This window comes from Pantoea sp. YR525, from assembly GCF_900116775.1.
GTDB classification, from domain to species: Bacteria; Pseudomonadota; Gammaproteobacteria; order Enterobacterales; family Enterobacteriaceae; genus Pantoea; species Pantoea symbiotica.
On the sequence record NZ_FPBU01000008.1, the window covers coordinates 1 to 12,958 of the forward strand.

14 protein-coding genes are annotated in these 12,958 nt (G+C 56.5%); 7 read left to right on the forward strand and 7 right to left on the reverse strand.

Features of this window, described 5'->3' with window-relative positions:
- Window positions 1-368: 368 nt before the first annotated feature.
- The 3 genes from BM323_RS16540 to dbpA form a co-directional block, all read right to left on the reverse strand.
- Complete coding sequence (locus tag BM323_RS16540) at window positions 369-1,925, reverse strand: methyl-accepting chemotaxis protein (RefSeq protein ID WP_008109601.1); 1,557 nt, start codon at window positions 1,923-1,925, stop codon at window positions 369-371.
- A gap of 407 nt (window positions 1,926-2,332) precedes the next feature.
- Window positions 2,333-3,295 carry a chemotaxis protein gene (locus BM323_RS16545; protein WP_008105989.1) on the reverse strand — a complete coding sequence of 321 codons (963 nt, stop codon included), beginning with the start codon at window positions 3,293-3,295 and terminating at the stop codon, window positions 2,333-2,335.
- 140 nt (window positions 3,296-3,435) lie between these two features.
- A complete protein-coding gene (gene dbpA, locus BM323_RS16550) occupies window positions 3,436-4,815 on the reverse strand; it encodes an ATP-dependent RNA helicase DbpA (protein ID WP_008105991.1) in 1,380 nt (459 codons plus the stop codon).
- Window positions 4,816-5,213: 398 nt separating this feature from the next.
- On the opposite strand from dbpA, the gene BM323_RS16555 reads away from it, so the two are divergent.
- Window positions 5,214-5,411 (forward strand): hypothetical protein, encoded by a 198-nt coding sequence (locus BM323_RS16555; protein ID WP_008105993.1) that lies wholly within the window; start codon window positions 5,214-5,216, stop codon window positions 5,409-5,411.
- Between the two features lie 133 nt (window positions 5,412-5,544).
- On the opposite strand, the gene BM323_RS16560 is transcribed toward BM323_RS16555, so the two are convergent.
- On the reverse strand, window positions 5,545-6,906 hold the full coding sequence (locus BM323_RS16560; protein ID WP_008105995.1) for an amidohydrolase family protein: 1,362 nt from the start codon (window positions 6,904-6,906) through the stop codon (window positions 5,545-5,547).
- Between the two features lie 88 nt (window positions 6,907-6,994).
- Complete coding sequence (locus tag BM323_RS16565; protein WP_008105998.1) at window positions 6,995-7,855, reverse strand: LysR family transcriptional regulator; 861 nt, start codon at window positions 7,853-7,855, stop codon at window positions 6,995-6,997.
- An 87-nt stretch (window positions 7,856-7,942) separates the two neighbouring features.
- Here BM323_RS16565 and BM323_RS16570 point away from each other — a divergent pair, with 87 nt between their 5' ends.
- The 5 genes from BM323_RS16570 to yniD all read left to right on the forward strand — a co-directional run bounded on the left by BM323_RS16570 (window position 7,943) and on the right by yniD (window position 11,927).
- Entirely contained in the window at window positions 7,943-9,115 is a 1,173-nt protein-coding gene (locus tag BM323_RS16570) for a cyanate transporter (protein WP_008106001.1), read from the forward strand.
- 176 nt (window positions 9,116-9,291) lie between these two features.
- Window positions 9,292-10,035: a transcriptional regulator LldR gene (gene lldR, locus BM323_RS16575; protein WP_008106003.1), complete on the forward strand. Its 744-nt coding sequence runs from the start codon at window positions 9,292-9,294 to the stop codon at window positions 10,033-10,035.
- 23 nt (window positions 10,036-10,058) lie between these two features.
- On the forward strand, window positions 10,059-11,249 hold the full coding sequence (lldD, locus tag BM323_RS16580) for an FMN-dependent L-lactate dehydrogenase LldD (protein ID WP_008106005.1): 1,191 nt from the start codon (window positions 10,059-10,061) through the stop codon (window positions 11,247-11,249).
- A gap of 62 nt (window positions 11,250-11,311) precedes the next feature.
- Entirely contained in the window at window positions 11,312-11,740 is a 429-nt protein-coding gene (locus tag BM323_RS16585; protein WP_008106008.1) for an OsmC family protein, read from the forward strand.
- Between the two features lie 79 nt (window positions 11,741-11,819).
- Window positions 11,820-11,927, forward strand: coding sequence for a small membrane protein YniD (gene yniD / locus BM323_RS24665; RefSeq protein ID WP_021507251.1), 108 nt, complete (start codon window positions 11,820-11,822; stop codon window positions 11,925-11,927).
- A 114-nt stretch (window positions 11,928-12,041) separates the two neighbouring features.
- Here yniD and BM323_RS16595 read toward each other — a convergent pair whose 3' ends face one another.
- A complete protein-coding gene (locus BM323_RS16595) occupies window positions 12,042-12,275 on the reverse strand; it encodes a hypothetical protein (RefSeq protein WP_008106011.1) in 234 nt (77 codons plus the stop codon).
- Between the two features lie 111 nt (window positions 12,276-12,386).
- On the reverse strand, window positions 12,387-12,557 hold the full coding sequence (locus BM323_RS24515; RefSeq protein ID WP_007887091.1) for a hypothetical protein: 171 nt from the start codon (window positions 12,555-12,557) through the stop codon (window positions 12,387-12,389).
- Between the two features lie 213 nt (window positions 12,558-12,770).
- Between BM323_RS24515 and BM323_RS24520 the strand changes: the two genes are divergently transcribed.
- Window positions 12,771-12,938 carry a hypothetical protein gene (locus BM323_RS24520; protein WP_008106014.1) on the forward strand — a complete coding sequence of 56 codons (168 nt, stop codon included), beginning with the start codon at window positions 12,771-12,773 and terminating at the stop codon, window positions 12,936-12,938.
- Window positions 12,939-12,958 lie beyond the last annotated feature (20 nt).

Below are 12,958 nucleotides of genomic sequence, written 5' to 3' on the forward strand. Positions count from 1 at the left end.
CACGAACGAATTTGTCTCAGAACGGGCATGAGCCCGGTGGAATACCGGGCATCAAAAGAGATGTAAAATGTGTCCAGGTTTTGGGGTTCAGTGCATGGCCACGCCCTCTGCACTCCCGGGCCTTGCGCCAGCCCAACCCGCCGCTGCGCGGTACCTTCACTCATTCACGATTCCTGACGGACCGGTGGCGATTCGCTCCTGCTCAGCGCCACCTCTCGCCGCATCCATGCGGCTCGCCCTGGAATCCCTCTTTCGTTCAGCGGGTTAGGATGTCGCCTCAACCCCCGCGCTGCAGCAACTCTGCATTTTCCTGATTCACCATCGCTACAAACTCCGTAGGGTCGCCATTCATGGCGACCTGTTTATCTTTACACCGCAGCCGTTTTAAACACACTCATCGACTGCGCCAGACGATCGGCCTGTTCCTGCAACGCCTGCGACGCCGCTGAGGCTTCCTGAACCAACGCGGCATTCTGCTGCGTCACCGCTTCCATCTGCGTAATCGCCGAGTTGATCTCGCTAATCCCGCTGCTCTGCTCGCTGCTGGCAATGGTGATTTCGCTCATGATATCCGCCACGCTTTTCACGCTGTTAACCACTTCACCAATGGTTGAACCGGCGTGCGTCACCAGACGGCTACCTTCATCCACCTGCGCCACTGAATCCTCGATCAACACCTTGATCTCTTTGGCCGCAGACGCCGAACGCGCCGCCAGATTACGCACTTCGGTGGCTACCACGGCGAAACCACGGCCTTGCTCACCGGCGCGTGCAGCTTCGACGGCGGCGTTAAGAGAAAGAATGTTGGTCTGGAAAGCAATGGAGTCGATCACGCTGATAATATCGACGATCTTCTTCGAAGAAAGCGTAATCGCTTCCATTTTCTCGATCACCTGTTCCATCACCACGCCGCCTTGCTTCGCCACGTTGGAGGTATTGGCCACCAGCTGATTGGCTTCACGCGCGTTCTCGGCGTTGTGCTTGACGGTGGCGGTCATCTGCTCCATCGCTGAAGCGGTCTCTTCCAGCGAGCTGGCCTGCTGTTCAGTACGCGACGAGAGATCGATGTTACCGCTGGAGATCTGATTTGATGCCACGGCGATGGTATCGGAGCCGGCGCGCACATCGGAAACGATGGTCAGCAAGTTGTCGTTCATCGCCTGCAGCGCCTGCATCAGCACCGCCGTTTCATCTTTACCGCTCACTTCTATATGTGAACTCAGATCGCCTGCCGCCACTTTCCCGGCGATTTCCACCGCTTCATTCAGCGGACGCACAATCGAACGCGTCAGCATAAAGCCGAGCACGATGGCGGCCGCAATGGCGATGGCGGAGAAGATCAGCGTCATCTCGATGGCAGATGAGCCGTTATCAATAATTCGTGCGCCTTCCTGCTCCAACTGCTGTGACTGCGAGTTAGCAAATGCTACGGCGCTATCGAGAAAGGCATTCTGCGTGCTGGTAATGGATTTCAGCACATAAGCGCTGGCGGCATCAGCATCGCCCGCACGTACCAGATCCAGCAGCTCTTTCTTCTCGGCTTCAAACTTGTCGCTGGCGGCTAACAGACCGGCAATCTTCTTTTTACCCACTTCAGTCACCTGCACCGCTTTGATTTTATTCATCGCGCTGTTGGTTTTATCGGTGGCGTCCGCTAGTTGCTGGTAGCGTTTTTCGTTGAATTGCGGGCGCGTGGTATCAATTACGATGCCACGCAGATATTTGATCTGTTCGTTTACGCCGTCGCGCACGTCAAAGCCGAGGCGTACTTTCATGTAGCGATCTTCAACGATCGAGGTAATGCCGGTTTTGATGTTATTGATTTTGGTAATCGACGTGACGCCGACGATGACCAACAGTGCCACCACTAAACCAAAGGCGATGCCCAGACGGACGCCGACCTTCATATTTTTTAAGCTCAACATTGGATCTCCCCGTAATGCCAAAAATTGATGTTTTCAAGACGGAAAAGCAGGCAAGGCGCCCGCATCAGGTTGATGTTTTGTAAGGTGAAAATCGTTGCGCAGCGTGACAAAACTGGTATGGCAGCACCGGCGCAAGCGCTATCAGTTATCGGTTGTTAATGTTTTAACTTTAATTTTTTAGAGGTACGTCACAGAAAGGTTAATAGTATTGAAGTTGATTTTTTGTTGGATCTAAACGTGAAGGGTTTTGCGGTCGCCATGAATGGCGATCCTACGACAGAGGGGAAGGTATTTCGTAGGGTGCGCATTTATGCGCACCTGGTAGACGGTCGCCATAAATGGCGACCCTACGACAGAGGGGAAGATATTTCGTAGGGTGCGCATTTATGCGCACCTGGATATGGTAATTAACGCGGCTTTTTCAGCACGCCGTGAATGACATTCGACAACTCGTTGATTTCGAACTTCGCCACGTAACCATCGGCACCGACTTTACGCACGTGATCTTCGTTGGCACTGCCGGAGAGTGACGAGTGGATCACCACCGGAATCTGGCGCAGGTTGTTATCGCGCTTGATGTTGCGCGTTAAGGTAAAGCCATCCATTTCCGGCATTTCGAGATCGGTCAGCACCAGCGCGATCTTGTCGTGGATCGATTCGCCGTTGGCAGCCGCTTCTTTCTGCATCTCGTTAATTTTGATCCAGGCTTCCAAACCGGTGTTATGCATAATCGCCGGGATGCCCATGCTTTTCAGGCCTTGCTCCAGCAGCTGGCGCGCCACTTTGGAATCTTCCGCCACTATCGCCACCTGGCCTGGCTTCAGATTGAAGTCTTTGGCGGTTTCTGCGCTCGGCTCAACGCCGCGCACCGAAGGAATGATGTCATACAGAATCTGCTCAACGTCCAGCACCATCGCCAGATTGTTGCTCTGACCATCGGTATCCAGACAGGCGATGCTGGTGATGTTGCGGCTGCCGATGCCCGCTTCCGCGGTATGCACCTGGCTCCAGTCGAGACGCACAATGTTCTCCACCGATTCCACGGCAAACGCCTGGGTGCTGCGCGCATATTCGGTTACCAGCAGCAGGTTAAGGCCGGTTTCCGGTTTGCAGCCGGTCACGGCAGGCAGATCGATAACCGGAATAAACTGGCCACGAATACTCGCCATGCCGAGCAGCGGCGATTGCATGCCCGCGGCGCGGGTGATGGTTGGCATCGGCACGATTTCACGCAGTTTAAACACGTTGATGCCGTACAGCTCAGATTTGCCTTTCAGCTGATCGGAACCCAGTCGGAACAACAGCAGTTCGAATTTATTGGAAAGCGCAAGGTTGGCGCGTTCATCGATCTCTTTCTGAAAATTATCCATCATGGCCTCGGAGCAGATCTGGGCTGGGTAAAGGGCAGGGCAATATCGCCATGATTAACTTATCGGCAGAAGAGAAAAAAAATGAAGGGGAGATAACGGAAATTTTAGCGTGAGGGCGATCGCCCTCACGCGGGTACGATTTACTTCAGCAGAATGGCGCGCACGCTTTTGCCTTTGATCTTGCCCTCTTTCAGCTTGATCAGCGCTTTCTTCGCCTGAGCGGCGTCGATGGCCACGTAGGCGTGGGTAGCGGTCATATCGATCTTACCGATCTGATCGCCGCTGAAACCGGCTTCACCGGTCAATGCACCCAGAATATCGCCGGGACGGATTTTGGCTTTGCGGCCACCATCAATGCACAGCGTCATTTTGGTTGCCGGTAGCGATTTGGCGCTGGTACCTTTCAGCGTGCTGGAGGAAACCCAGTTGAGCTTCTGCTGCAGATACTCTTCCAGCGCATTGGCGCGCACCATTTCGTCGGGGGCGACAAAGCTCACCGCCAGACCTTTTTCACCGGCGCGACCGGTACGGCCAATACGGTGAATGTGCACTTCCGGATCCCACGCCAGCTGGAAATTCACCACCAGCGCCAGCGACTTGATATCCAGACCGCGCGCGGCGACATCGGTGGCGATCAATACACGGATGCTACCGTTGGCGAAGCGAATCAGCACGCGCTCACGATCGCGCTGTTCCAAATCGCCATGCAGTGCTAACGCACTGATATCACGTTCATTCAGCGCGGCGGCAACGTCGTCACATTCGCGCTTGGTGTTACAGAACACTACGCAGGAGGCCGGTTGCTGCTGACTGAGCAGCGCGCCGAGCAGGCTATGACGCTCTTTGGCGCTGGCTTCAATAAACTGCTGCTCGATGGTCGGCAACTCGGTTTTATCTTCGGTGGCGACCGCCAGCGCATCGCGTTGAAAACGCTGGCTAAGGCTGGCGATGGTATCCGGCCAGGTCGCAGAGAACAGCAGCGTCTGGCGCGTTTCCGGCGTAAAGCCAATGATCGCTTCCATATCGTCGCGGAAGCCCATCTCCAGCATGCGATCGGCTTCATCCAGCACCAGCGTTTGCAGCTGGCTGAGATCGAGGTTGTCGCGCTTCAGATGATCGAGCAAACGGCCCGGCGTGCCGACCACAATGTGGGGCGCATGCACTAAGGAATCGCGCTGCGCGCTCATTGGCTGGCCGCCGCACAGCGTCAGAATTTTGATATTGCGGGTAAAACGCGCCAGCTGGCGCAGAACATTGCTGACCTGATCGGCGAGTTCACGCGTCGGGCACAGTATCAGCGCCTGGGTGTGGAACTGGCTGTTATCAATGCGGTTCAGCAAACCCACGCCAAAGGCGGCGGTTTTGCCACTGCCGGTTTTCGCCTGCGCACGCACGTCGCGCCCTTCCAGAATAGCGGGCAGGGAAGCGGCCTGAATCGGCGTCATGGCGTCGAAACCCATCTCGCGCAGGTTATCGAGTTGGCTGGCGGGCAGTTGCGTCAGGGTAGAAAAAGCAGTCACGGGAAAGTCTCTAATTGCGGGTAGGATTGCGGCGGTCAGTCTGGCAGAAAGGGGCGTGATCGGCAATGGCAAAAGCGCCGCTGGTTCCCACTTGAAATCAGTAAGCGTTATACCAGGCTTGTCTCTTTTTTAGGCATTCAATGGTGCGAAGTTCTAATGCTTTTAAGGTTGATTTAATCCTGAGAAGTTGCGTTAAAAAAAGACATCTTTAACGAAAAGGGAGAATTAGCGTTATGAAACAACTGTTATCACGTCTTTTGGCACCCTTTTTAGAGGTGTCTCGCTAATGAATGGCTGCGGTTAGGTAAAATTCTGATTAAAACGAATGGCTGATTTGCTTTATATTTAGCGCGCCATTTGGCTAATTATTAAAAACCCATAATATTTCAGAGGTCATTTTGAGTCATTCTGTCCAGGGACAAAACGAAGACATTCTGAAAATCGTCGGCCGCGCCGTGTTAACGCTGCATGTGCATGGAGAAACCTTATCCTCGGATAAAGTGAGTTCCATGATTGCCTGTTATGCGGAAGAAGAGCCTGTCAGTGACGATGAAAACCAGCGGCTGTACGCGCTGGCGATTCAGATGCTTTCGTAAAATCCAGCACTCATCGGGTGTGCGCATGCCGCCCTGTTTATGTCGTACGTAAAGCCTCCTTGCGGAGGCTTTTTTGTTGGGTGCGGTGCGGCCATTGAGACGGTCGCCATGAATGGCGACCCTACGAGTGAAGTCAGGCGCTGAATACGGGTAATCCGCGGTGGAAGGTGGCGCGTACCGGGGAGATGCGGGCGACGGCTTCGGCGGAGCAACTGGCATCGACCAGCATCATGCTGGCTTCATCGTTGACCTTCGGCCATTGGCGTTCGCCCTGATTCGACAGCGGCAAAATCCCGCCGGTGGCGATATGCAGCGCGCGGCTTAAGCCGAACTCATCGGAACCGCGATACAGCTGCGCGTACAAGTTGGCTTTTTCCAGCATGCTGCCGGTGCCAAACGGTGACCAGTGATCGATCACGCTGTCGGTGCCGGTCATCACCGTGATGCCCGCCGCCTGCAATTGCGGCAGCGGCATGGTCAGCTTGCCAATCGGAATGGTCGAGGCCACGCTCATCTGCTGCTCGGCCATGCCGGCGATCATCTGATCCAGCGCTTTGCCTTCCAGCGTGCCGAGCGCAAAACCGTGGCTCAGCGTCACTTTGCCCTTCAGCTGCGGATTCTTCGCGATGGTATCGATCATGTACTGAATTGCCGCCACGCCGGGTGGCGAGGTTTCATGCAGATGGATATCCACGCCGCGCTGGAAATCGAGAGCGATCTGGAACATCGCATCCAGCGATGCCTGCATTGCGCCATCCACGTTGGTGGGATCAAGTCCGCCGACAAACTGCACGCCCATCTGCATCGCTTCACGCATCAGGCCATCGACTTTCGAGTGCAGTAAACCGTGCTGCGGGAAGGCAACGATTTCACACGGGAATTCCGGATGATTCGCCAGCGCCAGCTTGAGGTGCTCAAGGCTTTTCAGGCCGCTGACCGGATCGATATTGCAGTGGCTGCGCGCTTCGGTGGTGCCTTTGCTGTGCAGCAAGCCAATGATCGCTTCGGCACGCGCCTGCGAGGTCGGCAGCAGTTGCGGGATCAATACCTGTTCGCGCGCAATCATATCCATGATGGTTTTGCCCTGGCGCGGACGCGGCGCTTCCCACGGGCCACCGTAAAAGGTTTTGTCGAGATGGATATGCATGTCGCGGGTGCGCGGCAGCAGCAGGGCACCGTTGGCATCCCATTGTGGCAAGGCGGCGTTGCGCGCTTTGCCTGCGGCATCAATCGCCGCAAAAGTGCCGTCTTTGATGGTGATGTCGTACAGCGCGGTGCGCGTGGCAATCACCTCTTTACCGTCGCGCTCAAAGCCCTCTTCGAGGCGGACATTGAGCAGTTGGTAATGGGCAACACGCGGTGGCGGCGTGTGCGGCTGCGTGCTGTTGGCGAGCAGCGGTGCAGCGGGCGCAGCATAGCTGATGCCGGCGGCCAGCAGGCTACCGGCGGCGGTCATACTAAGGAATTCGCGACGGCTGGGAGAGGTCAGTTGCATCAGAGGTTCCATCAAATGAGAAACGCTTAATCTGGCAAAACTCAACGCAGCGCGCTGCGATATTTGCCACTGGTTAGCAGTGGAAAAATCACTGCCATTGCAACTGACAAAAGGTCACCAGCGCGGCGGCTAACGCCTGCTGTAGATCGTCCTGCGGCGCGCGGCAAAACAGCGCCAGTTCAAAATGGTTGATGCTGGGTAAACCATCGGCTTCGCCTAATACGCGATGTTCAGGCAAGCGGCAGCTGGCGGGCAGCAGCGTTAAGCCCAATCCGGCGGCGCTGGCGCTGGCGAGCGCCACCAAACTGGAGCTGCTGTAGCTGATGCGCCAGCTGCGGCCAAGGCTATCCAGCGTCTGCGCCATCTCTTCGCGATACAAACCGAGCTGCGGGAACACCACCAGCGGCACCGGCGTTTGCTCAAAACAGGGATGTGCGGCGCTGTCCAGCCACAGCAGCGGTTCGGGGCGCGCAGCCAGCGGACGTTCGCCGCCCGGTTGTTTGATCAGCATGATATCCAGCTCCTCGCGCTGCCAGGCGCGATGCAGATCGACATACATGCCGCTCATCACATCGAGGCGCAGTTGCGGATGTTCGCGGCTAAATTCGGCCAGCAAACCGGCGGTTGGCGCGGCGAAATCTTCCGGCACGCCGAGGCGCAGCACGCCGTCGCGCCATTTATCGCTCAGCACGTCGTGCGCTTCGCCATTCAGCGCGATGATGCGGCGCGCATAGCCCAGCAGTTTCTCGCCCTCTTCGGTGAGTGCCACCTGATGCGACGTGCGCTGCAGCAGCGGTTTACCGATCATCTCTTCCAGCCGACGCACCTGCTGGCTGACGGTGGATTGCGACAGATGCACGCGATCGGCGGCGCGGGTAAAGCTGGCGGTTTCGCACACTGCGACAAAACTCAGCAGTTGCTGCGGGGTAAACATCGGCTGACGATTCATTTTTCCACTGGTCGTTATGGTGTTATTTCATTTCCAAATAGTAACCACTGCTGCGATGCTGACAACCTCTTTGCAGCAGGATTGTGTATGAATCGACATTATGACGGATTAACGCTCGGCGCTTTGGTGTTGGCTGGGCTGAATATGCGACCGTTACTCACTTCTATTAGTCCATTACTCGGCCAGCTTCGCCAGACGATGGGACTCTCTTCACTGGCGGCCTCGCTGCTGCCTGCGGTACCGATGGTGATGATGGGCGCGGTCGCGCTGCTGAGTGCTTCGCTGATGCAGCGTGTGCCGCTGCAACGCTTACTGTTGGCCGGATTGACGCTGCTGCTGCTGGCGCTGGCGGCGCGTGGCGTGATCCACAGCGGCAGTTGGCTGGTGGTTAGCGCGCTGTTTGGCGGGCTCGGCGTGGGCGTGGTGCAAATGGCGATGCCGGGCCTGATTCGTCAGCGCTTTGCGCAGCGCAGCGCGCCAGTCACCGGATTATGGGCCGGTGCGCTGATGGGCGGCGGCGGTTTGGGGGCGGCGTTATCGCCGTGGCTCAGCGATCATTTTGGCTGGTCGCTGGCGCTGACCGGCTGGGCGCTGCCGGTACTGCTGGCGATTGGATTGTGGCTTTACGTGCGCGTGCCAACCGCCGCCAGTACGGAAAACGTTGCGCTGCCGTCGCTGTGGCGCACGCCACGCGCCTGGACGCTGGCGATCAGTTTTGGCCTGGTGAACGGTGGTTACGCCACCTGCGTTGCCTGGCTGCCGGATGCTTATCATCATCTTGGCTGGTCGGCGCAGGCTGGCGGATCGCTGCTCGGTGCGATGATTCTGTGTCAGGTTGCGGGTGCGCTGTTGATGCCGCTACTGGCGCGTAAGGCGGATCGGCGTCCACAGCTGATTATCAGCCTGGTTTGCCAGCTGATCGGTATGAGCGGCTTTCTGTTTGCTCCGCTGCTTGCGCCGTGGTTGTGGGCGGCAATTGCCGGATTTGGACTGGGCGCGGCGTTTCCGCTGGCGATGGTGCTGGCGCTCGATCACCTGCCGCATCCGCAGGCCGGTGCGCGGCTGGTGGCGTTTATGCAGGGCGCAGGTTTTATCATCGCGGGCTGCATGCCGTTTATCGCCGGTCAGCTGCAGGCGTTGACCCACAGTTTCTCCAGCGTCTGGCTGATGCAGACGGCGGTGACCGTTGGGCTGATCTTGCTGAACCTGCGCTTTCACCCACGCAGTTATGGTCGGGCCTTTGGTCGGACTGCGGCGTAATTGGTCCTACCGCATGGCGCAATTGTGGCCGCGTCGTCACATAATATGAAAAATCCCGCCTGTTTCGTTGCATCGAAATAACAAAGCATTAACCATTCTCCTCCACGAAGCCCGCCACGCTGCATTTTGGTCCTACCAATTTAGCGTGGCGGGCGTGCTTCACATAGGATAATGCGATGACGGAAAACACGCTGCGGGCGCGGCTTTGCGCCTGGATCACAGAGCACCAGCTGGAGCCGGGCATGCGGCTGCCATCCGAACGCGCGCTGGCGGCGGAGTTCGGTTCGTCGCGCTCGTCACTGCGCGAGGCGATTCAGCAACTGATCAGCAGCGGCATGTTAATCAGTAAACGCGGTGGCGGCACCTGGCTGCGTCAGCCGCAGCAGCCGTGGTCGGAACAGCGCATCGTTGAGCCGATTCGCCAACTGCTGGCGGAGGATCCTGATTATCGCTATGACATCCTCGAAGCGCGTCACGCAATAGAAGCCAGCACCGCGTGGCATGCGGCGTTGCGCGCCACCGAATCGGATAAAGAGAAACTGAGCTTCGCTTTTGATGCATTGCTGAAGATAAAGCAAAGTGACGATGCCGATCTCGCGGCGCAGGCCGATCTGCGTTTTCATCTCGCCATCGCCGAAGCCTCGCATAACGTGGTGCTGCTGCAGACCATGCGCGGCTTTTTCGATCTGCTGCAATCCTCGGTGCTGCACAGCCGCCAGCGCATGTATACCCATCCGGTGATTTTCAATCGTCTTAACGAACAGCATCAGGCGATATTTGATGCGGTGATGGCCGGTGACGCGGAAGCGGCGCGCCAGGCAGCGATGGATCACCTCGGTTTTGTTCACACCACCATGAAAACCCTGCACGAAGATGAGGCGCGCCAGGCGCGCATTACGCGTCTTCCGGGCCACCAATGACCTCAGTACAAGGAAAATAAGGGATGATCATTTCTGCTGCCAGTGACTATCGCGCCGCGGCGCAACGCATCTTGCCACCGTTCTTGTTTCACTATCTGGATGGCGGCGCCTACGCCGAGCACACGCTGAAGCGCAATGTCGCCGATCTCTCCGACGTGGCGCTGCGCCAGCGCGTGTTGAAAAACATGTCGGAGTTGAGTCTTGAGACCAAACTGTTCAACGAAACTCTATCGATGCCGGTGGCATTAGCGCCGGTCGGCTTATGCGGCATGTATGCGCGACGCGGTGAAGTGCAAGCGGCGCGCGCGGCGGCGCTGAAAGGGATTCCGTTTACGCTTTCCACCGTGTCGGTTTGCCCAATCGAAGAAGTCGCGCCAGCAATTAATCGTCCGATGTGGTTCCAGCTCTACGTGCTGCGCGATCGCGGCTTTATGCGCAATGCACTGGAGCGCGCCAAAGCCGCCGGCTGTACCACGCTGGTGTTCACCGTCGATATGCCGACGCCGGGCGCACGCTATCGTGATGCGCACTCTGGCATGAGCGGCCCAAATGCGCCGCTGCGTCGTTACTGGCAGGCGGCAACGCATCCGCAATGGGCGTGGGACGTCGGTTTACATGGCCGTCCGCACGATCTCGGCAATATCTCCACTTATCTCGGCAAACCGACCGGGCTGGAAGATTACATCGGCTGGCTGGCGAACAACTTCGATCCGTCGATTTCCTGGAAAGATCTGGAGTGGATTCGTGAATTCTGGGATGGCCCAATGGTGATCAAAGGCATTCTTGACGCGGAAGATGCGCGCGATGCGGTGCGTTTTGGTGCCGATGGCATTGTGGTGTCGAATCACGGCGGGCGTCAGCTGGATGGCGTGCTGTCGTCGGCGCGCGCGTTGCCGGCAATTGCCGATGCGGTGAAAGGCGATATCACTATTCTCGCCGACAGCGGCATTCGCAGCGGCTTGGATGTGGTGCGCATGATTGCTCTCGGTGCCGACAGCGTGCTACTGGGACGCGCGTTTGTCTATGCGCTGGCAACGCACGGTCAGCGCGGCGTTGAAAATCTGCTCAATTTGATTGAGAAAGAGATGAAAGTGGCGATGACGCTAACCGGCGCGAAATCGATCAAAGAGATTACCCAGGCTTCGCTGGTGCAGGCTAACGCGCTGCTGAGCGAGGCGGGCTTGAGTCCGGCACGTCCTCGCGCGGTGAGCTAATCCAGCAGAATGAGTCATGTTGTCTATACTCAGTACCTGTCGAACACAACAGGAGGAATGACATGACCATTCATAAGAAAGGATCGGCCCATTGGGAAGGCGACATTAAAGGCAAAGGTAAGGTAAGTACCGAAAGCGGCGTGTTGAACAATCAACCTTATGGTTTCAATACCCGTTTTGAAGGCGAGAAGGGTACCAACCCGGAAGAGCTGATTGGTGCTGCGCATGCCGCTTGCTTCTCCATGGCGTTGTCATTGATGTTGGGCAATGAAGGGCATCCGCCTACAAGCATTGATACCACCGCTGATGTGTCGCTGGATAAAAAGGGCGACGGTTTTGCCATTACCAAAATCGCGCTGACCAGCGCCATCGTGTTACCCGGCATTGATGAGGCGAAGTTTGATGAGATTATCCAGAAAGCCAAAGCGGGCTGCCCGGTATCTCAGGTACTGAATGCTGAAATCACGCTCGACTACACGCTGAATAAATAATCGCCCAAATGGGTGACCAGCGTTAGAATCAACGGTGCGCCTTAGGGCGCATCGTTGCTTTCTGTCGTCTGGAGGATGCGTGGCAAAAAAACTGGCTGCAACCAAACACTGGAAAATGATCGTGGTGCTGTTGTGCATCTGCGGGGCGCTGATGCTGATTCGCTGGGCGGCGATGATATGGGGATGAAAGAGTGGATCAGCAGTCACAAGCTTGGCGTGTTGGTGATGGTGATTTTGGTACTGGAGTTACTGCATTATCTGCTCACGGCGTCGTGGTTCCCATGGTAGATCGGCTAATCAATCAGGCGAACTCACCGTCTGTCTGGCGTACGTTACGCACGCTGCTGCGCGCAATGCGATAGGCCTTGCGTGGATCGCCCGCCACGAACTCAAAAGTGGGCGAGAAATAGAATGGCAGCCAGCCGCCGAAGCCGCTTTCCCATTCCCAACGTACGGGGCAGGGCCAGAGAATGCCATCATACAAAATGTAGTAAACCCAGCGTCCGTTTGGACGACGGGGGCGAGATGTTTTCATTGGATTCACAACGATGATAGTGAAAAGCAGCTTATATTTTGAACGCTACAACCCATTCTTGCAATGCCGTTTGGCTAATATTTGCGCGACTGTAATAAAACTGGCACCGAATTAACGGTGCACTTCGCCACAAAGTAAGACCACGTTTGGCCGGACTTTATGGATGCGATCGGCCATTTGCTCACAGGCCACTTTGGTCGGATAGATACGCTCCGAAACCGGTAAGGCATCACAGGCATCATGCCCACACGCGCTCACTAACAAAACAAAACCAATCAGCATAATCAGACTCCTTTAACACCTTCTCGCTGGTACGGAATGTGTGGCTGGTCGTTCCCTTTTTTTGATCCAGTATAGCTAAACGCCTTGAGAGTCAATTATCACCCTGAGCGGCTTTCGTGTCCGGCTTGCAAGATTATACGCATCGCGGCGCGCAACCATAGCTCAATCTGGGCTAAACTATGCGGCCCTGATAAAAACGATGAGTGAGTTAACATGTCGAACGAAATTGCCCAGCCAGCCAGCAACCCAAAACAAGCCGCCTTGCAGCTGGTGATTGAACTGGTGCGCGCCGGAAAATTGAGCCCGCTGCAGGGTGATGCTTCTAACATGATTTCGATCTACGAGCAGTTCAAAAACCATTTCGAAGCGGAAAAAGCGTAATTTTTTTGCCAGCGGTCGCC

What these genes read in the sequence shown, in the direction of transcription:
- BM323_RS16540 (WP_008109601.1), bottom strand. Translation starts at nt 1,925, where the DNA reads ATGTTGAGCTTAAAAAATATGAAGGTCGGCGTCCGTCTGGGCATCGCC.
- BM323_RS16545 (WP_008105989.1), bottom strand. Translation starts at nt 3,295, where the DNA reads ATGGATAATTTTCAGAAAGAGATCGATGAACGCGCCAACCTTGCGCTT.
- BM323_RS16560 (WP_008105995.1), bottom strand. Translation starts at nt 6,906, where the DNA reads ATGCAACTGACCTCTCCCAGCCGTCGCGAATTCCTTAGTATGACCGCC.
- BM323_RS16565 (WP_008105998.1), bottom strand. Translation starts at nt 7,855, where the DNA reads ATGAATCGTCAGCCGATGTTTACCCCGCAGCAACTGCTGAGTTTTGTC.
- BM323_RS16570 (WP_008106001.1), top strand. Translation starts at nt 7,943, where the DNA reads ATGAATCGACATTATGACGGATTAACGCTCGGCGCTTTGGTGTTGGCT.
- lldR (WP_008106003.1), top strand. Translation starts at nt 9,292, where the DNA reads ATGACGGAAAACACGCTGCGGGCGCGGCTTTGCGCCTGGATCACAGAG.
- lldD (WP_008106005.1), top strand. Translation starts at nt 10,059, where the DNA reads ATGATCATTTCTGCTGCCAGTGACTATCGCGCCGCGGCGCAACGCATC.
- BM323_RS16585 (WP_008106008.1), top strand. Translation starts at nt 11,312, where the DNA reads ATGACCATTCATAAGAAAGGATCGGCCCATTGGGAAGGCGACATTAAA.
- BM323_RS16595 (WP_008106011.1), bottom strand. Translation starts at nt 12,275, where the DNA reads ATGAAAACATCTCGCCCCCGTCGTCCAAACGGACGCTGGGTTTACTAC.
- BM323_RS24515 (WP_007887091.1), bottom strand. Translation starts at nt 12,557, where the DNA reads ATGCTGATTGGTTTTGTTTTGTTAGTGAGCGCGTGTGGGCATGATGCC.
- BM323_RS24520 (WP_008106014.1), top strand. Translation starts at nt 12,771, where the DNA reads ATGTCGAACGAAATTGCCCAGCCAGCCAGCAACCCAAAACAAGCCGCC.